The following is an 18,996-nucleotide window of genomic DNA, read 5'->3' as shown; positions in this document are numbered from 1 at the left end:
CCACGAGGCCGCAGTTCCACGGTAGCGACTGCCTCCGTCGGCGCATCCCGGGACGCCGCCCCGGCCGGGCGGCGAGCGCGGTGGGACGCCGCCCCGGCAGGCGGAGGGCGGGCCCGTCCCCGGCGGGGACTCAGGCGCGTGGGCGGCTCCCCGCCGGAGGCGGATTCGTCACCGGGCGCCGGTGGTGCCGCTGCCGGATCCGGCGCCCGGTGATCTCGGCCGGGGTGACCGCGATCCACAGGCCGCGGTCGCCGCCGGCCCAGGGCATCGTGTGGGCCCGTTCCTCCAGCCGCAGTACGCGCTCCGGATCGGTGACGGCGTGGCCGTCACCCACGACGAGGACGCTCCAGCCCTGGCTGAACGCCTCGTCGATGTGGTCCACCTCGAACGCGACCGCCTGGTCACGGGCCACGGCGGGCGCCGCTTCCGGTGAGGTCCTGAAAGCCACCACCTCGTCGTCGACCGTGTAGTTCACGGGGTACACGGCGGGCGCGCCGTGCCGCGTCACGGCCACTCTGCCCACCCCGTGGGTGGACAGGAGCCGCCGGCACTCGCGGGCGTCCAGAGCGGTCAGCTCCGGCTCGTTCCCCGCCGCCCCCAGGCCCGGCGGAAGATCGGCCGTCCCGCCGACCAGCTCCGTGACGGTGGTCTCCAGCGCGTCGGCCAGGCGCAGCAGGAAGCCGGTCCCGGGCGCCGCCGCCCACTCCTCCAGGTACTGGATGTAGCCGGGCGCCGAGCCCGCCCGCACCGCGACGTCCTCACGGGTCAGCCCCAGCTCCTGGCGCCTGGCCGTCACCCGCCGGCCGAGATCGGACCGGTGCGGTACGGGCGCGTCGGGCCGGAACCCCTGGTCCGGCTCGGTGCCGGTCATCGTGGTCGCCTCCTCCGTGTTCGCTTCCGGTGCGGCTCTCCGGTTCGGCGTTCGCCTCCGGTGTCAGCCGTGCGGGACGATCGCGACCGGGCACGGCGCGTGGTGCACCGCCGCGCCGAGGACGTTGCCCACCCGGACCGCAGTCCTCGGGTGGCTCTCGCGGCGGCCCACGACCAGCAGGCCGGCGCCCGCCGCTCCCCGTACGAGGGCCCTCGCCGGACTCTCCGCCCGCACGCTGTCGACCACCGGCACATCGGGGTACTTCTCGCGCCAGGGACGCAGGGCGTCGGCCAGTTCCCGTCGGGCGCCCCTGATGACGACGCGGGGCAGATACGGGTCGGCGACGACGCCGCCCCGTGTGTAGGCGGAGGCGGGCAGATTCCGGCCGTGCACGGCGCGCAGGGTGGCACCCCGCCGGGCCGCGGTGGAGAACGCGAACTCCAGCAGTTCGTCGCACGGACCGTGCAGCCCGAGGGCCACCGCCACGTCGTCCTCACCGGTGGCCGGTACGGAGTCGTCACGCTCCCGCACGAACACGGTCGGGGCGCGCGCCCGCACCATCAGGTGCAGTCCGATGTCGCCGAGGAAGTAGCTCGCCAGAGGTGCCATGTCCCGCGAGCCGAGCACCAGCAGCTCCGACTCCTCCGCCGCGGCCAGCAGCGCGTCCACCGGATCCTCCGCGACCAGGTCCTCGACGAGGGGCAGACCGGGGTGGAGCGGCTCGACGCTTCGGCGTGCCTGTTCGACGATCCACTTCGGCCAGTAGTTCGGGTCGTCCTCGGCGGTGGGCGGCCGGCCCCACTCCTCGGCGAGCAGCACCCACGCGTGCATCATCCGCAGGGTCACCCCGCGCAGCTCCGCCTCCCGCGCCGCCCAGCGGGCGGCGGTGAGGGATTCGGGCGTGCCGTCGAGGCCGACGGTCACGGCACGGTTCATGACGTCCCCCTTCCGGGTACGGGCCGCCGGGGACCGGGCCCACACCGTCCAGCGTGACTCCGGTGGCCACGGCGCGGCAGGTGCCACTCGGCCCTGCCGGGCGACGACAGGCCCCGGGTCCGCCGGCCGCGAGGGACCGGCCCGGCCTCGGTAAGGGGGACGGTCGGCCCCTGCCGGGGAACCCGTCGTACCGCCACGCTGGAGTTACGACGAGTCCCCGGGAGGCGCCGTGTCCGTACAGACGATCGACGAGCTGACGGTGACGGGGCTCGTGTCCGACGCCATCGCCGCGCCGTCGATGCACAACGCACAGCCGTGGCTGTTCCGGTACGCCCCGGCGACCGGCACCCTCACGATGTTCGCGGACCTCTCCCGCGCCATGCCGCACGAGGACCGGGACGGGCGGGGACTGCACGTGGGGTGCGGGGCCGCGCTCCTCAATCTGCGGGTGGCGCTCGCCCGTCTCGGCCGGCGCTGCGAGACGACGCTGCTCCCCGATCCGGCGGCTCCCGAGTGGCTGGCGACCGTACGGATCGGCCCACCCACGACCGCGGACGCTTTGGCCGAGCTGTATCCGGCGATCCGTGAACGGCACACGAGCCGGTTCCCGTTCGCCGAGCGGGAGATTCCGCCGGCCCTGCGGGACACGCTCGGGGGCGCCGCCGGCCTTGAGGGCGCGGAGCTGACTTTCCTCTCCGGGCCGCACCTGAAGTCCGTGCTGGACCTGATCGCGGACGCCGAGGGCTACAGCCGCATGGATCCCGGGCGGGACGCGGAGCGGGCGGAGTGGACGAGGAACTCCGGGGCGGATGCCGTCGGCGACGGGGTGCCGGAGTACGCGTTCGGCCCGCGCAAACGCGGCGGGACCGCGCCCGCCCGCGACTTCGCCGGGCTCGGCACGGTGCGGGGCCGGCCCATGGCCGACTTCGAGGAACGGCCCCAACTGGCCCTGCTGAGCACGGCGGCGGACGAGCCGGCCGACTGGCTGCGGGCGGGTCAGGCACTGGAACGGCTGCTTCTCGTCGCCACCCGACACGGGCTGCGGAGTTCCTTCGCCACCCAGGCCCTCGAATGGTCCGACCTGCGGTGGCTGCTGCGCGATCCGGTCTCGGGCAGGGGGCACGTCCAGATGGTGCTGCGGCTGGGTTACGGCCCGCGGGGGCCCCGGACACCACGCCGGTCGGTCCACGAGGTGCTCACGTTCGACGGCTGACCGGTACCGGCGTCCGACCGGCTCGACGGCTGACCGGTTCGGCGGCTGACCGGTTCGCGGGCCCGTCGCTTTCGAGGTGCTGGGCGGTACGAAAGCACCACCGGCGCACAGGAGGAGAGGTCGTGGGAGTGATGGAGCTTCCGGTGGTCGCGGGAGTCGACGGGTCGGAGGGCAGCCTGCGCGCGCTGGACTGGGCGGTTCCCGAGGCGGCGCGCCGCGGCCTGCCGCTGAGGATCGTGCACGCGTCGGTCTGGGAGCACTTCGAGGGCGTACGGTCCGGGCCCGGCGCGGACATCCCGTCCGAGCAGGTGTACGCGGAGAGCCTCGTCGCCCTGTCGGAGGAGCGGGCGCGCGGTCTCTCCGCCGAGGTGAAGGTGTCCACCGACATCCGGCCCGAGGAGCCCGTGACGGCGCTCCTGGAGGAGGCGGACGACGCCGCGCTGCTGGTGCTGGGCTCCCGGGGACACGGCCCGGTCGGCGGCATGCTGCTGGGATCGGTGGGTCTGTCCGTCGCCGCGCGGGCCCGCTGCCCGGTCGTCGTGGTCAGGGGCGGCGAATCCGGGGGGCGGACCGGCCCCGGGCGGGTCGTCCTCGGAGTCGGGGACGGCGCCGCGAGCGGGGCGACGGCGCGCTTCGCGTACCGCGAGGCCCGGTCGCGGGGGTGTGAACTCGTGGCCGTGCGCGCCTGGCAGGATCCGCGTCGTCCGGTCGTACGCCGCTCGTCGGCCCGCAGCGGTCGATCGACGGAGCGTCGGCTGCGGGCGGACGAGTACGTGGACACCGCCCTGTCCGCCGTGGGCGACGACCTCGCCGGGGTGACCGTCCGCCGGAAGGTCGTGCGGGGCGCGGCGCACCAGACGCTGCTGGAGACGGCGGCCCCCGCGGATCTGCTGGTCGTCGGCGCCCGGCGGCGGCACGGGGCCTTCGGTCTCCAGCTCGGGCAGGTGGGTCACGCGGTGCTGCACTACGCGCCCTGTCCGGTCGCGATCGTGCCCGAGCGCGAGTGAGGCAGGTGCGGTATGACACGTCCGGTGGTCGTCGGTATGAACAACACGGCGGGGAGCCTCGGCGCGGCGTACTGGGGCGCGCACGAGGCGTCGCTCAGGGACGCGCCCCTGCGGCTCGTCAGCGCCTGGGAGTGGCAGCCGTACGCGCGGGCGTCGCTCGGCTCGAACGAGACGGCCGAGCAGTGGTCCCGCCGGGTCCCGGTGGAGACGGCGGCGGAGATCCAGTGCCGTTACCCGCGTCTCGACATCACGACGGAGCGGTTGACGGGGCCTCCCCCGGAGATGCTGCGCCGGGCGGCATCGGAGAGCCTGCTGCTGGCCATCGGCGTCGGAGGCCTGGGCGGACGCACCGGGTTCCTCGGGGGGTCGGTGGCGTCGGCCACCGTGTCGGCCGCCGAGCGGCCCGTCGTGCTCGTCGGTTCCGGCCGTGGGGCGCCGGAGCCGGGTGGGAAGGCGCCGGGCGGCGGGTACCCCGGCCCGGGGACGGCCGGGGACCCGGTGACCGGCCCGGGGGCGGCGGCGGGCCCGGTGACCGGTCCCGAGACGGCCGCCGACCCGGTGACCTCGGGCCCGGTGGTCGTCGGCGTCGATCTCGGCCGGCCGGGCGAGGAGGCGCTCGCCTTTGCCTTCGAAGCGGCGTCACTCCGCTCGGCACGGCTCGAAGTGATCCACCGTCGGCACCGTCCCCCCGCCCGGGACGAGGAGTCGCTCCAGCACACTCTGGCGCCGTGGTTCGAGCGCTATCCGGACGTCGCCGTCCGGGAGCACTCCGTGATCGGCGGGCCCGCCCGGGAGCTGACGGACGCCGGTGACGGGGCGGCACTGGTGGTGCTCGGCCTCGGGGCGCGCCGTCACCGGCGGGGTGCCCGTGTCGGGCACGTGAACCACACGGTCCTGCACCGCTGTTCCGCCCCGGTGGCCGTCGTCCCGCGGGCGTAGGACTCGGGGTCTACGGTGCCGGCGCCGACCGGGCGGCCGTCGCACCGGTGTGATGGCGGCCGATCGGCAGCATCAGCGGTCTCCCCGAGACGGGGTCCTCGATGATGCGGCTGTCGAGGCCGAACACCGTGCGCACGGTGTCCCTGGTCAGTACGTCGGCCGGGGCGCCGAAGGCGTGGAGCCGGCCCCCGGCGAGCGCGATGAGGTGATCGGCGTACCTGGCCGCGAGGTTGAGGTCGTGCAGCACCATCACGATGGTGGTGCCGCGTGCCTCGTTCAGGTCGGTCAGCAGATCGAGGACCTCGATCTGGTGGCTCGCGTCGAGGAAGGTGGTGGGCTCGTCCAGGAGCAGCAGATCGGTCCGCTGAGCGAGCGCCATCGCGATCCAGACGCGCTGGCGCTGGCCGCCGGAGAGTTCGTCGACCGCCCTGTCCGCGAGGGAGGCGGTCCGCGTCGCCGCCAGGGCGGACGCCACCGCCTCGTCGTCCTCCTTCTTCCAGCGGGAGAAGGCGCTCTGGTGCGGGTGCCGGCCGCGGCCGACGAGATCCGCCACGGTGATGCCCTCGGGCGCGACCGGAGACTGCGGCAACAGGCCGAGCGTACGGGCCAGTTGCTTGGCGGGCAGCCGGTGCACCTCCTTGCCGTCCAGTACGACCCGGCCTTCGCGTGGTGCGAGCAGACGGGACATCGAGCGCAGCAGCGTCGACTTCCCGCAGGCGTTGGCGCCGACGATCACCGTGATCGCGCCGGGCGGCACGGCCAGGTCGAGGGATTCGATGACGGTGCGGTCGCCGTAACCGAGGGTGAGGTGTTCGGCGGCGAGTGTGTGGGTCGTGGTCATGTCGAGCCTCCCGCCCGGTTGGTGCGGATGATCAGGTGGACGAGGTAGGGGGCGCCGAGTACGCCGGTGACGACGCCGACCGGGTAGCGGGCACCGAAGGCGTACTGGCCGCAGAAGTCGGCGACGAGCACCAGCAGGGCGCCGACCAGCCCGGCGGGCACCAGCAGGGAGGTGCCCGCGCCCACGACGCGGGCCGCGATGGGCCCGGAGAGGAACGCCACGAACGCGATGGGCCCGGCCGCCGCCGTGGCGAAGGCGATGAGCCCGACGGCGGCGACGATCACGGTGACGCGGGTGCGTTCGACCCGTACGCCGAGAGCCGCCGCGGTGTCGTCGCCGAGCCGCATCGCCGAGAGGTCGCGTGACCTGGCCAGCAGCACGGGTGTCAGTACGGCGAGGGCGACGAGGGCGGGGACGGTCTGGTCCCAGGTCGCGCCGTTGAGGCTGCCGGTCAGCCAGCGCATCGCCTCCTGGAGGTCCCACTCGGCGGCCTGCGACAGGACGTACGAGGTGGTGCTCTCCAGCATCGCGGAGATCCCGATGCCGATCAGGATGAGCCGGGCGCCGACGACACCTCCCCGGAACGCCAGGCCGTAGACCAGGATCGCCACCGCGAGGGCCGCGACGATGGCGAGGACCGACACCTGGGTCCCGCCGAGGGACAGCGTCACGATCGCGATCGCCGCGGCGGCGCTCGCGCCGGAGCTGATGCCGATGATGTCGGGGCTGGCGAGCGGGTTGCGGAGCATCGTCTGGAAGGTGATGCCGGCCAGACCGAAGCTGAATCCCGCCACGACGGCGAGGACGGCGCGTGGCAGCCGGAGCCGGCCGACCGTGAAGGAGGCGCCGGGCACCTGTTCGCCGAGGATCACCCGGATCACGTCGCCCGGCGGGTAGTTGGTCCGGCCGGCCATCAGGGTCAGGGCGAACACGGCGACGACCAGGACGGCGAGCACGGTGACGACGACGCGGCGCCGGGACGCGCGGCGCAGCCGCCCGCGGGCGACGGCGTCGACGGCGGCGCTGCCGGGGGGCTCGACGGACGCCGGCCGGGTGAGGATCTCGGCGCTCACAGGGCACGCACCTTCTGACGGCGGACGATGTAGATGAAGAACGGGGCGCCGATCAGCGCCGTCACGATGCCCACGTCGATCTCGGCGGGGCGTGCCACGACCCGTCCGACCACGTCGGCGACGGTGAGCAGCGCCGCGCCGAGCAGTACGGAGAACGGCAGCAGCCAGCGGTGGTCGACACCGACCAGCAGACGGCAGGCGTGCGGTACGACGAGGCCGACGAAGGCGATCGGGCCGGCGACCGCGGTGGCGGCGCCGCACAGGAGTACGGCGCCGAGCGCCGCCACGGCGCGTGCGACGGCGACGCGTTCGCCGAGCCCGGCGGCGAGTTCGTCGCCCAGGGCCAGCGAGTTCAGGGCACGCGCCGACAGCAGGCAGAGCGCGAACCCGGCGAGAAGGAACGGCAGGATGTGCCCGATCCGCTCGAAGGACGCACCCCCGACGCCGCCGATCTGCCAGAGCCGGAAGCTTCCCGCGATGTCGTTTCGGGGCAGGACGACGGCGCTGACGAGCGAGGCGAACGCCGCGGAGGTGGCGGCGCCGGCGAGCGCGAGCTTGAGCGGTGTGGCACCGCCCCGTCCGAGCGTCCCGACGGCGTAGACGAATCCGGCCGAGAGCGCCGCGCCCGCGGTCGCGACCCAGATGTACCCGGTCGGCGAGGTCAGCCCGAAGAAGGCGACGGCGCTGACGACGGCGAGCGAGGCGCCCATGTTGACCCCGAGGATGCCGGGGTCGGCCAGCGGGTTACGGGTCACGCCCTGCATCACGGCCCCGGCCAGCCCGAGCGCCCCGCCGACGACGACCGCGAGCACCGTACGCGGCACCCGTTTCGTGGCGGCGGCCTGTTCCAGCGTCCCGTCCGCGCCTGCGAGCGCGGCCCAGACATCCTCCCAGGCGACGTCGCGCGACCCGAAGGCGAGCGACGCGACCATGACGCCCGCCAGCACCAGGACGGCCAGCAGCGACCACAACACCCGCGACCCGACGCGCTGTCGCGGCGGTGCCGCGTGAGGAGCCGGGGGGCCGGCCGGCCCCGGCGGCAGCGGGCCGGGACCGTCCGGGGGTGGTGTCACTTCGTCTTGTCCGCGGCCTCGGCGAGCGCGGCGACGTAGTCGTCCAGCACCCAGGAGATCGACAGCGGTGTCGGGTTCGCGGCCGTCGCCAGCGGTGCGTCGCCCGGCAGGAGGTAGGCCGAACCCCGGTTGATCGCGGGGATCTTCGACAGCAGCGGGTCCTGGCGGAACGAGGCGAGCAGTTCGCCCGACTCGTCGCCGTACCCCGTGATGATGTCGACGTCGTCGAAGACGTCGATCTGTTCGGCGCTCTGCGTCAGGGCGAACTTCTTCGTGCCCTCGGACGCCTTCGCGATGCTGCCGGGGATCTCCAGGCCGAGGTCCTCGAAGAACTGGGTCCGGGTGTCGTGCGCCGTGTAGAAGCCGATCTCGCTCACGTCGTTCGGGTCGACGTGCGTCATGAACATCGCCGACTTGCCCTTGAGCTGGGGGTACTTGGCGACCGTGGTGGCGATGTCGCCCTCCAGGTCCTTGATCAGCTTCTCGCCCTCGTCGGCGAGCCCGATGGCCTCGCTGTTCGTCCGGATGATCTCGCGCCAGGGGGTCGCCCACGCCGCCTCCGGGTACGCCACCACGGGCGCGATCTCGCTGAGCGTGTCGTAGTCCTGCCGGGTGAGCCCGGAGTAGGCGGCCAGGATGACATCGGGCTCCGTGTCGGCCACGGCCTCGAAGTCGATTCCGTCGGTCTCGTCGAAGAGCACCGGTGTGTCCGCGTCGAGTTCGTCGAGCCGTTCGGCGGTCCAGGGCAGGACACCGTCGTCGTTGTCGTCGCCGAAGTTCGCCGCGGCCATGCCGACCGGCACGACGCCGAGCGCCAGCGGCACCTCGTCGTTGGCCCAGTTGACCGTGGCGACCCGCTCGGGCTTGGCCGGGATGGTGGTCTTACCCAGGGCGTGCTCGACCGTCAGGGGGAACCCGCTCGAACCGCCCTTCTCACCCTCGCCCCCGGTGTCGGCCGGGCCGCCGCCGCAGGCGACGAGACTCGACAGGGCGGCTGCCACGATGAGCGGGCGAAGACGGCGTGAAGGCATGGGTCCGTACTCAGCTTTCGGGAGATCAGGCGTGCGGGTCCTCGCACGGCCGGGCGGCGGGGCACGTCATGGGACGGCACGCCGAACATCTGGTTAGGTAAGGCTTACCTTCGCACCTTATGAGAGAGCGGCGCCGTGTCGCAATCAACCCTTTGAGACAGGGGCTGTAGCGATCGGGACATGAAGGCGCCGCTCAGCGCAGTCGGAAGGTCCCCGGAGTGAGCCCCGTCGTACGCCGGAAGGCCGCGCCGAACGCGCTCGCCGACCGGTAGCCCACCTGCTCCGCGACGGTCTCGACGTCCCAGCCGCGGGCGAGCAGCGCGACCGCGTGCTGCGCGCGCACCGCCGCGACCCAGCGCGCGAAACTCGTGCCCGTCTCGGTGTTGAACGCGCGGGTGACCGTGCGCGGGCTCACACCGAGCGCGGACGCCCACTCCGTCAGCGTCCGGGAGTCCCCCGGATTCTCACGCACCGCGTCGGCGACCGGCCGCAGCAGGGCGGAGGTGGGCACGTGTACGAGCAACTCGCGGGGCGACGGCGCGAGCACGTCGAACACCAGCGCCTCGGTCGCCGCTCGCGAAGCGGCGGAGAGCCCAGGGTCCCCGAGCCGCTCCAGCAACAGCCGCAGCAGCGGCGTGATCTCGACGGCCACCGGTGCGGGCGAGATCGAGGACGTGGTGCGGAAGCCGAAGAAACTCGCGCGGAACCAGGTGCCCGCGACCGCCGAACCGGAGTGCAGCGTGCCCGCGGGCATCCACAGCCCGAGCGTCGGGGTGACGGTCCACACCCGCGTACCCACCACCGCCGACGACGCCCCGCGTTCGTTCCACAGCAGCTCGTGGAAGGGGTGGGAGTGCTCGTCCCAGACGGTGTCGTGGACGACGACCTCGTCGTAACCCGCGATGACGAACGCCGGGTCCGTCCCGCCCGGCGCGAGCGCCGGCAGCGATCTGGTCACCGTGGTCATGCGCGGGCCCCGCCCGCACATGAGCCGGTGGACCGGCCGGGAGATCGCATACCGCCACCCTACGGCGGTCCCTCCCCCGCCCGCCGTCGCGGGCCGGCGGGGGCCTCGGCGGGACGGCTCTAGGATCGGCGGATGCCGAAGCAGCCGTCAGGTCCCGCCCGTCATGTGCCGCGACGGGCGCGCGCCGTGGTCGCCGTACTGGTCAGTGTGTGTGCGCTGCTCGGCACGGTGCGGCTCGTCGCGCCCGCCACCGGGGGCACGGAGGGCGAGCCCGGCGGCGTCCGCGCCCAGCTCGCCTTCATACGCGCGGCGTTGGACGACGGAGCCGGAGCCGAGGCGCAGCAGCAGTTCCCGGAGGGGTACTTCTTCCTGCACGCGCTGTACGGACTGAGCTGGGTCGAGCTGGGGATGCGCGAGCCGGCCGGTGCGGCGAGGGCCGAGGCGGTGCGGGAGTCACGGTGGGCCCTGGGGCGGCTGGACTCGGCTGACGGGCGGGCCGCGTTCAGCGCGGAACTGGTCCCGTCGTACGGGGTCTTCTACCGCGGCTGGACCAACTGGCTGCGCGGCGGCACCCTGATGCTGCGACCGGACGACGAGCGCGACGCCGCGCGGGTACGGCGGTTCGCGGACGACTCCGCCGCTCTCGGCGCGGCCTTCGACGACTCCCCGTCGCCGTATCTGGCGGCCTATCCGGGGCAGGCGTGGCCGGTGGACTCGACCGTGGCGATGGCCTCGCTGCGGCTGCACGACACGCTGCGCCCCGCCCGGTTCACCGGCACCGTGGAGCGGTGGACCGACGGGGTGCGACAGCGTCTCGACCCCCGTACGGGACTGCTGCCGCACCGCGTCGACCCCGGCACCGGCGACCCCCTGGAAGTCGCCAGAGGCACCTCTCAGAGCATCATCCAGCGTTTCCTTCCCGACATCGACCCGAATTTCGCCCGCGAGCAGTACGTGCGCTTCCGCGACCGGTTCGTCGTCACCCCGCTCGGCCTCGGGCCGACGACGAGGGAGTACCCCCGGGGCATGGAAGGCCCGGCCGACGTCGACTCCGGGCCGCTCCCCCTCGGCGTGAGCCTGTCCGCGACGGTCGTCACGCTCGGCGCGGCCCAGGTCCAGGGCGACACCCCGCTCGCCGAAGGGATCGCCAACTACGGCGAGTTGCTCGGCTTTCCGGTCCGCACCCCGTGGACGAAGCGTTACGCCTTCGGGCTGATCCCGATCGGTGACGCGTTCGTGGCCTGGTCGAAGACGGCCCGGCCGTGGGTGGCGGAGCCCCCGGCCCCGCCCCCGGCACACCTCTCGCCCTGGTGGCGCCTGCCCCTCCTGTCGCTCCTGCTGCTCGCCGGCGCCGCACCGTGGCTTCCGGCGCTGCTGCGCCGGCTGCCACGTCGGCGTCCCGTCCTCCGCGCTCAGGAGACCGGGCTCACGGGGTGATCCGCAGCGCGTCCACCATCCCCACCGAGGTACTGCGGTTGACGATCCTGATCGTGTGCGAACCGCGGGTGAGTCCCTGTTTCTGCCAGACGACCTGCTGGACCTGTCTCGCGCCGTCGGCTCTGAGATTCACGGTCGCCTGGAGGACGTTGTCCAGGTACACGTCGACCGTCCCCATGTCGCCGTTGCGTTCGGACAGGTACTGGATCCCGGTACCGGTGAACGTGTACGACGCGACCGCGTCCACGGTGGTGCTGTGGTGCGTGTCGTCGTTGAAGTCGCCGTAGCCGCGGCTGTTGGTGAGGTGCCAGTTGCTGTCGTAGGTGAGCGCCGTGTTGTTCACCATCGGGTCGGCGGTCGCGTTCGACCCCAGCGTGGAGCTGGTGCCGGCCAGGGACTTCATGCCCTGGTTCGCGCTGCCGGTGAGCTGTGTCGGGGTGTAGGAGCCGAGCGGCTTGGCGGTCCGCTCGACCACGTACACCTCGTTCGCCCCGGTGTTGAAGGTGATCTCGGCGCCGGCGGACGTCGTCACGACGGCGTTGTCGGAGGTCCTGCGGACCCTGACCTCCTGTGTCCCCCACGGGTTGACGACGCGGGCGGCGTTGCCGAACCGGCTCCTGATCCCGACGTATTTGACCTCACCGGCCTCCCTCTCCGAGCTGACCAGGAATCCGCCCTTGGCCAGCAGAGTGAATTTGCCGACGAAGGTGGAGTCGGTGGGGACGGCGGGGAAGACCCGGATCTTGTCGTTGTACGACTGGAGCAGCGATTCGTTGGTCGCCGCCAGATGCACACCGAGGTACTCGAAGACGCCGTTGGTGTTGCTGGTCATTCCGTTCGGATGGTTCTGGTACTTCTGGAGCATCGTCTTCATGCCCTGGAGCGTCTGATTCCCGAGTCCGAGCCTGGCGGCCTGGATCGCGTCGTTGGCCCATACGTTTCCGTACGGGAACGGCCTGGCGTTCCAGGTGTTGACCGCCTTCTGCTGGTCGGGATATCCGATGCCGGTGAGGTCGTAGGGCCAGATGATCTCGGCCGCGACGTTCTCGTTGTTGCGCGTCTGCGCGATCGGGGGTGTGTGGGGCAGATAGGTGTTGGCGCTCGTATCGGACGGATACGCGATCAGGTTGTCCAGGATGTTCTGCCACTGCGGACGCAGGGAGGCGTCCAGGCCGAGCTGGGCGCTCGCCTTGATGGCGAGCGGGAAAAGGGTGCGTACGGCGGCCAGGTCCGTGATCGCGTTGGGAACGTTCCAGTACGTCTCGTGCGAATGGGAGCTGGCCACGTAGTACTTGCCGGTCGAGCTGTTGAACGACAGCTTCGCCTGGTAGAACCTGGCGACCTCGCGCATGAACGGATAGGCCGTGTTCCGCAGGTAGGCGGTGTCGTTCGTGTACGCGTACTGGAGGTACATGTTGTACGCGGCCTCGGTGCCGGTCGACCAGATGTTGTTCGTGAAATCGCTGTTGACCGTGCCGCGCGCGTTCCCGTCCCAGCCCATGGTCTCCGGGACCCAGATGCCGTCCACGTTGTACCGGGTGCGGGTGTACGCCTTCAGGGCGTCGAAATTGCGGCTGTAGAGCCTGTTGAACCCGGCGATGAGATCGGTGTGGTCGGAGGCGAGGAACGAGTTGTAGATGTCCCGCTGGTTCCAGTACCAGTACGCGTTGCTCCATTTCGTGGCGTCCCCGGTGGCCCGGAAGACGCCGTTGATGAAGTGGGCGGGATAGTTCCCGTATCCGGCCGCCGCGATCATGTAGGTGGAGAGGTAGTAGATGTTCTCCATGTAGTCCGCTTCACGGGACCCGTTGGAGTACTGGACGAACGACTTCTGCCAGAACGCGTGCCACCAGTTGAGATAGGCGGTGTTGGTGCTCGCGTATCCGGTGGCCTTGACGGCCGCCAGCGCGCGCTTGGCCTCGGCGACCGAGTTGTGGCCGGGCGCGTTGAGCCGACTGCTCGCGGTGAACCAGATGGTGTAGCTGGAGTCCGGTGTGATCGACAGCCGCACCTTGCGGCCGTCGACGACCCGCGCCGTGTAGGAGGCGCCCTCCACGGTCGCGCCGAGGGTGTAGCCGAAGTTCTGCGGGTCGGACTGACCGCGGCTGAGCCCGGCGCCGGTGGAGTCCGCGTACGTGGACACGGTCCGCCAGGTGTCGATGTCCGGCACGTCACCGCTGTTGCCGAGGTTGGCGACGTCCCACAGGCTCAGGTCCAGCGTGATCGCGGAGACCCCCGGGCGGGTGTCCTCCACATGGATGCCCATGACCTCGGAGTCGGGCTGCCCCATCACCGTGACGGTGCGGTTGTCGTCGTACTTGGTGGTGAGGGTGCCGTCGTAGAGGGACAGGCGCTGCTGGAAGGAGGAATAGCCGCTGTCCATGGCCGGGGTGGTGGACAGGTTGATCAGCCCGGCGCCGAAGGCGGTCTGCTGGGAGGTGTCCACGCCGGACACCTGCATGTTGAGACCGTTGTTCTGCCAGGCCATCGCGCCGGTGCGGCCGTTGCCCACGGTCAGGCCGTGCTGGGGCTCGGTGGTCGGCCGGTTGTAGACGAGGTCGTGCTTGGACAGGTACTTGGCGTAGTCCACGTTCAGGGCGCCGGTGGAGGAGTTGAAGGCGGCGTCGGTGGGCGAGGCCGCGGCCGGTGACACGCCGGACAGGCCGCTCACGGCGCAGACGAGGACGAGGAGCACCCCGAGGAGGCGCGCGGTCCGGGTACTCCCGCCGGTCCGGGCGCTCCCGCCGGCGAACGCGTTCGCCCTCCCGGCGGACAGGCCCGTTCTCAGGGATCTCGTGGTGGTCACTGTGCATCACTCCCACGGCCGTTGACGGTTGCGGGGCGGCTGATGCCGGGCCCGGTGAAGGTGTAGCTGTCGAGGTCGAGAATGGCGCCGGAGCCTCCGGTGAAGACCACGAAGAGATCGGTCATCTCTCGGGGGCGCCCGTGGGCGCGGCTGAGCGAAGCGGTGACGGGTGGTCCACGGCTGGTCCGAAGCCGATCTTCGACGAGGCAGCGGCGTCGTCAGGCGTAGTGAACATCGGAGGTATAGGGGGGTCAAGGGTCGGCGTCGAACTATCCGAAGATTAGTTTTCCTTCATGACAAAATGTCCCCCTTGGCCTCTCCTTCCGAGAAGAGAGCGCTCAACAGGGCGTGCGGGGAAGGGAATCGGCCACCGGGATTGATCCGATCTCCGTGTGGGACCGGGGGTGCGGCGCGCTCAGCCGAGGTCGAGGACGGGGCGGACACCGAACTCGTCACCCATGCCCTCACCCTCGGGACCGTTGAGGAATTCGGCCATGCCGGGGTTGCGGTTGGCCGTCGCCAGGGGCAGCCAACCGACGAAGGCGCCGTAACCACCGCAGACCGCCTCCCCGCCGTCCCCGCCGTAGACGGACCCCGGGTCGGACGTCGCCTCCGACTCGTAGACGTCGCGGGCTATTCGCAGACCGAACGCGTTCGGCCGGAGCCGGAGGCCGCCCACGTCGTCGTGGTCCCCGTACGGCGCCCGGTCCAGCGGACAGGCGGCGCCCCAGCGGAACAGCGTCGGCGCGCCCGCCCCGCAGGCGTGCTCCCACTCGTCCGGAGCGGGCAGCCGCAGCCTCCGCTCCACGAGGAAGTCCGTGACGGAACCGGCCTCGTCGGGCAGCTCCCACGGCTCCACCGCCATCAGCACGGTCGGCACCGCGGCCGTACGCCCCGGCGTCAGGAACCGGGCGAGATGGTCCGTCAGGTCGTCGTCGAAGCCGAATCCACCGGCGAGGCTCTCCGTCCGGTAGGAGTCGAGCTGCTCCGGCAGGGGCCGCCAGCTCTCCAGGTCGAAGCCGACCGTCACCTCACCGCCGGGTATCAGCGCGAACCGCTGCCCGCCGCGCTCGATCACGGCGCGGTGCAGGAGACCACCGAGGTGGGACACGGCGACGAACTCCACCAGCCGCCCGTCCACCCGTCGCGCGGCATCGAGCGCGAGCCGGCGTGCGGCGTCCCGCTCCAGGGCGCGCCAGCGGTCGAAGGTGAGATCGGCGAGAGACATGGGGGAATTCTGGCACCCGGCACTGACAACCCCGTTCCCCGGCGACCGGGCGGACATCACACCCGCGCGCCTGCGCCGACCACCCACCGGACGAGCCGCGCGGCGGACGATCCGCGCACCGGCCGAACCGCGTGGCGGCCGGTTGTCGGTGGGCGATGTCACCATGAGTCACATGGAGAACCTGGGGTGGGCGGCGACGGGCCGCGTCGAGGCGGACGTCATCCGGACGGAGCGGCTGGTGCTGGTGCCGCAGCGGGTGGAGCACGCGCGGGAGATGGCGGAGGTGCTGGCCGACCCGGCGCTGCACACCTTCATCGGGGGTGCGCCCGCGACCGAGGACGAGTTGCGGTCGCGCTACGCGCGCATGGCGGCCGGGCCCGCCGATCCGGCCGAGTCCTGGTGCAACTGGGTCGTCCGGCTCACGGAGGGCGGGGAGGGGCAGGGGCCCTTGACGGGAACGGTCCAGGCGACGATCAGCCCGGCCGGGCCCGGGCTCGTCGCGGAGATCGCCTGGGTGGTGGGGACCGCCTTCCAGGGCCGGGGCATAGCGAGCGAGGCGGCGCGCGGGCTGGTCGGCTGGCTGGGACGGCGCTCGGTGCCCGACGTCGCCGCCCATGTCCACCCCGGCCACGCGGCGTCGGAGGCCGTCGCCCGCGCGGCGGGTCTGGAGCCCACCGACGAGTGGCACGACGGCGAGGTGCGGTGGGTCAGACGAGGAGCCAGGTGATCGCTGACAGGGACAGCATCGAGCAGAGCGTGGAGAGGATGACGGTGTCCCTGGCGAGGTCGGTGTTGAGCCGGTACTCGGACGCGAAGATGAAGGCGTTCTGAGCCGTCGGCAGTCCCGCGCAGACCACGACGGCGAACAGGGTGTGGCCGTCGAGCCCGAAGACCCAGTGGCCGACGGCGTAGGCGAGCAGCGGCTGGACCACGATCTTGAGGGCGACCAGCAGGGCCCGTTCGGCGCGTGCGGAGGAGTCCGCGCGCACCCGGGTGTTGAGGGACATGCCGAGGGCGAAGAGGGCGGCCGGGACGGCGGCGTCGCCGAGCAGTTCGAGCGGCGCCGTCGCCTCCGCGGGCAGGGGCGGGCCGAGTGCCGACACGGCCACCCCGGCGAGCGAGGCCGCGATGATCGGGTTGCGGAAGGGCAGTTGGAGCATCCGGGCGGCGCGTCCGCCGGTCTCGTGCCGGGCGTCCATATCGAGGAGGACGAGCACCACCGGCGCGACGAAAAGCATCTGGAAGAGGGCGACGGTGATGACGAAGGAGGTGTCGCCCAGGACGTGTACGGCCACCGGGATACCGAGGTTGGCGGAGTTGACGTAACCGGCCGCCATCGCGCCGATGCCCTGTTCGGCCCGGCCGCGCCGGAACACCCAGCGGCTGACCAGCAGTCCGGCGGTGAACACGACGGTCAGGCTGATGGCGAAGACGAGTACGCCGACGTTCAGCAGGGCGGTCACATCGGACCCGGCCATCGCCAGGAACAGCAGCGCAGGCATGGCGAAGGTGAAGGCGAAGCGTCCGAGGACGTCTTGGGCCCGGCTGCCGAGGATGTCGTGGCGCGCGGCCAGCCAGCCGAGGCCGGTGATCACCCAGATGGGCAGAAAGCCGAAGAGGACGGCGTTCATCGTGTCCGCGCACGGGTCGGCGGTCGCGACGGCTCCGTCGCCGGCGACCGGCGCACCTGGACGCGTATGTGTATGTGCCCGGCTTCGGAGGAGATCACCGGCCTCAGCATGCCGGACGCCGCTGCCGGCCGGGCACCCGGCCCCCGCGGGCCGGCCCTCCGGACACACGAGGGCCCGGTGCGGAACGGTGTCTCCACCGGCCCCTCACCGGACCCTCGCCGTCTCACGGCCCCCGTCCCTGGGTCGTGTCTTCGACGTGGCGCCGTTCACCCGCAGGGCCGGGGCCCGCGGCGGCCGGCGCGGTGCGTCGCGAGACGGAGGACCGGTCTCGTACCGGGCGTACCCGGCCGACTCCGACCACGCGGCGAGGCGCCGCGCCAGGCGCCGCGGGCCAGGCGGGACTCCGAAGACACGACCTGGGCGCGGTCGGCCCCCTCAGCGCCCGTAGCGGATCAGGGCACGCACCATGCGGCACGTCGTGTCGGACGGGGGATGTATCCCCATCAGCGACGCCGTCGCACGTATCTTCCGGTTGGACGCGTTCGCCGGGTGGTACACGCCCGAGTCGAGCAGGGCGATGGCGAGGCGCATGGCCTTGAGGCGGCGGTTGTGGCTCTCGTACCACTCACGGGGCTGTCCCGCGGGCAGTGGCTTGCGCTGCACGGTCCTGGCTGCTGGCTGTGTGATGTCGAAGAGCTTCGTCGTGATTGTGGCAACGGCCATCGGCGACCTCCCGGCACGGTGGTGGAACCCTCACGAACACTTACGATTCTACCGCCCCCCACTGACAATCGCCCCTGGCCAGACGGTGTTTGAGGGGGCTTCGACAGCGGTCGCCGGGAGGCATGGCGGGGCATGGCGGGGGCATGGCCGAGGAGGACGGACCGAAGGCGCGGGAGCGGATCAGCTGTCCCGGCGGCCTCCGGCGACCGGCTCCCCGGACTCCCCGTCCGCGGACATCAGTCCACCCGGCCGATCTGCTCCTGCGCCTCCGCGAGGATCTCCGTCAGGCGCAGGCCGAACCGCACGTCGCAGGCGTGCGGCCGGCCCGTGCGCGCCGCCGTGAGCAGCGCGTCGATCGCCGAACCGAAGATGTCCGCCGGGTCGCCCCAGCCCTCGGGAAGTACCGCCGTCCCGTGCTCGCCCCGCAGTTCGAGCCCGGCGCCCGCGCCCTTCTCCGGGGCGCTCAGGCTCAGCACCGCCGAACTCGTGACACCCGACGTGTGCGTGAGCACCAGATGCGTGAGGTCCGGCTCGGCCCGTACCGCCGTCACGCCCGTCACGTCGCCCAGGATCGGCAGCAGCGCGGAGAGCGCGTGCGGGCCCACGTCCCACAGGCCGCCCTTCTCGCGGCGCCAGGGCGATTCGGCGTAGGGGCTCTTGACGCCCGCGCCGTACAGCGCGCCGAGCCAGTGGGCGCGTGCGGTGAACCAGCCGCCCACCGCGGCCTGTTCCTCGACCCACTCCGCGCTCCCGGGCGCGAAGCGGAGTGTGCAGAAGACGAGTGAGGCGACACCGGCGCGTTCGGCGGCGTCCGCGACGGCGCGCGCGCCGGGCACGGTGGTCGCGACGGGCTTGTCCATGAGGAGGTGGCAGCCGGCCGCCGCCGCGCGGGCGGCGAGCGGGGCCTGGACGTCGGGCGGCAGGGCGAAGGCGACGGCGTCGCTCACGGCGAGCAGCGCGTCGAGCCCCTCCAGCCCGCCCGCACCGCCCGAGACGCCCGCACCACCGTCGCCGTCGATCCCGATACCGCCGGCGTACGCCTTGGTGTCGTGGGCGGCGGCGAGCGCGGCGGCGGCCTCGGGGCGCCGCCCCCAGACGCCGCTGAACACGACGTCCGGATGCGCCGCGATGGCGGGGGCGTGCGTGCGCTCGGCCCAGGGGCCGGTACCGAGGAGTGCGATGCGTAGCTGGCTCATACGGATCAGTGTGCCGCCCGCGCC

General features: G+C 72.5%; 18 protein-coding genes. 5 read left to right on the top strand and 13 right to left on the bottom strand.

Going from position 1 to position 18,996, the window contains the following annotated elements; all coding sequences use genetic code 11:
* Window positions 1-130 precede the first annotated feature (130 nt).
* The gene (locus ACZ61E_RS07725; protein ID WP_469698475.1) at window positions 131-871 is read right to left on the bottom strand and encodes a helix-turn-helix domain-containing protein; all 741 of its coding nucleotides are present in this window, start codon (window positions 869-871) and stop codon (window positions 131-133) included.
* Window positions 872-934: 63 nt separating this feature from the next.
* On the bottom strand, window positions 935-1,807 hold the full coding sequence (locus tag ACZ61E_RS07720) for a universal stress protein (RefSeq protein WP_469698473.1): 873 nt from the start codon (window positions 1,805-1,807) through the stop codon (window positions 935-937).
* A 229-nt stretch (window positions 1,808-2,036) separates the two neighbouring features.
* On the opposite strand from ACZ61E_RS07720, the gene ACZ61E_RS07715 reads away from it, so the two are divergent.
* From ACZ61E_RS07715 to ACZ61E_RS07705, 3 genes are all read left to right on the top strand, one after another.
* A complete protein-coding gene (locus tag ACZ61E_RS07715) occupies window positions 2,037-3,020 on the top strand; it encodes an Acg family FMN-binding oxidoreductase (protein ID WP_469698472.1) in 984 nt (327 codons plus the stop codon).
* A 131-nt stretch (window positions 3,021-3,151) separates the two neighbouring features.
* The gene (locus ACZ61E_RS07710; protein ID WP_469698624.1) at window positions 3,152-4,027 is read left to right on the top strand and encodes a universal stress protein; all 876 of its coding nucleotides are present in this window, start codon (window positions 3,152-3,154) and stop codon (window positions 4,025-4,027) included.
* A 12-nt stretch (window positions 4,028-4,039) separates the two neighbouring features.
* Window positions 4,040-4,966, top strand: a complete 927-nt coding sequence (locus tag ACZ61E_RS07705; RefSeq protein ID WP_469698470.1) for a universal stress protein — start codon at window positions 4,040-4,042, stop codon at window positions 4,964-4,966.
* 10 nt (window positions 4,967-4,976) lie between these two features.
* On the opposite strand, the gene ACZ61E_RS07700 is transcribed toward ACZ61E_RS07705, so the two are convergent.
* The 5 genes from ACZ61E_RS07700 to ACZ61E_RS07680 all read right to left on the bottom strand — a co-directional run bounded on the left by ACZ61E_RS07700 (window position 4,977) and on the right by ACZ61E_RS07680 (window position 9,951).
* On the bottom strand, window positions 4,977-5,807 hold the full coding sequence (locus ACZ61E_RS07700) for an ABC transporter ATP-binding protein (RefSeq protein WP_469698468.1): 831 nt from the start codon (window positions 5,805-5,807) through the stop codon (window positions 4,977-4,979).
* Window positions 5,804-6,880 (bottom strand): FecCD family ABC transporter permease, encoded by a 1,077-nt coding sequence (locus tag ACZ61E_RS07695; protein WP_469698466.1) that lies wholly within the window; start codon window positions 6,878-6,880, stop codon window positions 5,804-5,806. Before ACZ61E_RS07695 ends, ACZ61E_RS07700 begins: the two co-directional genes overlap by 4 nt.
* Window positions 6,877-7,812 (bottom strand): FecCD family ABC transporter permease, encoded by a 936-nt coding sequence (locus ACZ61E_RS07690; RefSeq protein ID WP_469698622.1) that lies wholly within the window; start codon window positions 7,810-7,812, stop codon window positions 6,877-6,879. Before ACZ61E_RS07690 ends, ACZ61E_RS07695 begins: the two co-directional genes overlap by 4 nt.
* A gap of 137 nt (window positions 7,813-7,949) precedes the next feature.
* Window positions 7,950-8,984, bottom strand: a complete 1,035-nt coding sequence (locus ACZ61E_RS07685; protein WP_469698464.1) for an iron-siderophore ABC transporter substrate-binding protein — start codon at window positions 8,982-8,984, stop codon at window positions 7,950-7,952.
* A gap of 193 nt (window positions 8,985-9,177) precedes the next feature.
* A complete protein-coding gene (locus ACZ61E_RS07680; RefSeq protein ID WP_469698463.1) occupies window positions 9,178-9,951 on the bottom strand; it encodes a helix-turn-helix transcriptional regulator in 774 nt (257 codons plus the stop codon).
* A 132-nt stretch (window positions 9,952-10,083) separates the two neighbouring features.
* Here ACZ61E_RS07680 and ACZ61E_RS07675 point away from each other — a divergent pair, with 132 nt between their 5' ends.
* Window positions 10,084-11,388 (top strand): hypothetical protein, encoded by a 1,305-nt coding sequence (locus tag ACZ61E_RS07675; RefSeq protein ID WP_469698461.1) that lies wholly within the window; start codon window positions 10,084-10,086, stop codon window positions 11,386-11,388.
* Here the strand turns inward: ACZ61E_RS07675 and ACZ61E_RS07670 are convergent.
* From ACZ61E_RS07670 to ACZ61E_RS07660, 3 genes are all read right to left on the bottom strand, one after another.
* Complete coding sequence (locus tag ACZ61E_RS07670; RefSeq protein WP_469698459.1) at window positions 11,378-14,194, bottom strand: glycosyl hydrolase family 95 catalytic domain-containing protein; 2,817 nt, start codon at window positions 14,192-14,194, stop codon at window positions 11,378-11,380. The genes ACZ61E_RS07675 and ACZ61E_RS07670 overlap by 11 nt on opposite strands.
* Complete coding sequence (locus ACZ61E_RS07665; RefSeq protein WP_469698457.1) at window positions 14,191-14,319, bottom strand: hypothetical protein; 129 nt, start codon at window positions 14,317-14,319, stop codon at window positions 14,191-14,193. Before ACZ61E_RS07665 ends, ACZ61E_RS07670 begins: the two co-directional genes overlap by 4 nt.
* 290 nt (window positions 14,320-14,609) lie before the next feature.
* Window positions 14,610-15,422, bottom strand: coding sequence for a hypothetical protein (locus ACZ61E_RS07660; RefSeq protein WP_469698456.1), 813 nt, complete (start codon window positions 15,420-15,422; stop codon window positions 14,610-14,612).
* A gap of 172 nt (window positions 15,423-15,594) precedes the next feature.
* Between ACZ61E_RS07660 and ACZ61E_RS07655 the strand changes: the two genes are divergently transcribed.
* The gene (locus ACZ61E_RS07655) at window positions 15,595-16,149 is read left to right on the top strand and encodes a GNAT family N-acetyltransferase (protein ID WP_469698454.1); all 555 of its coding nucleotides are present in this window, start codon (window positions 15,595-15,597) and stop codon (window positions 16,147-16,149) included.
* Here the strand turns inward: ACZ61E_RS07655 and ACZ61E_RS07650 are convergent.
* The 3 genes from ACZ61E_RS07650 to ACZ61E_RS07640 form a co-directional block, all read right to left on the bottom strand.
* Window positions 16,130-17,053 (bottom strand): AEC family transporter, encoded by a 924-nt coding sequence (locus ACZ61E_RS07650; RefSeq protein ID WP_469698452.1) that lies wholly within the window; start codon window positions 17,051-17,053, stop codon window positions 16,130-16,132. The genes ACZ61E_RS07655 and ACZ61E_RS07650 overlap by 20 nt on opposite strands.
* A 435-nt stretch (window positions 17,054-17,488) precedes the next feature.
* Complete coding sequence (locus ACZ61E_RS07645) at window positions 17,489-17,776, bottom strand: hypothetical protein (RefSeq protein WP_469698450.1); 288 nt, start codon at window positions 17,774-17,776, stop codon at window positions 17,489-17,491.
* Window positions 17,777-18,012: 236 nt separating this feature from the next.
* Window positions 18,013-18,972, bottom strand: a complete 960-nt coding sequence (locus ACZ61E_RS07640; protein WP_469698448.1) for a Gfo/Idh/MocA family protein — start codon at window positions 18,970-18,972, stop codon at window positions 18,013-18,015.
* Window positions 18,973-18,996 lie beyond the last annotated feature (24 nt).

The sequence above is a fragment of the Streptomyces sp. NPDC104581 genome, assembly GCF_055583685.1.
Note: the sequence above shows the minus strand (reverse complement) of the source record. Positions and strands in the feature narration are given on the sequence as shown.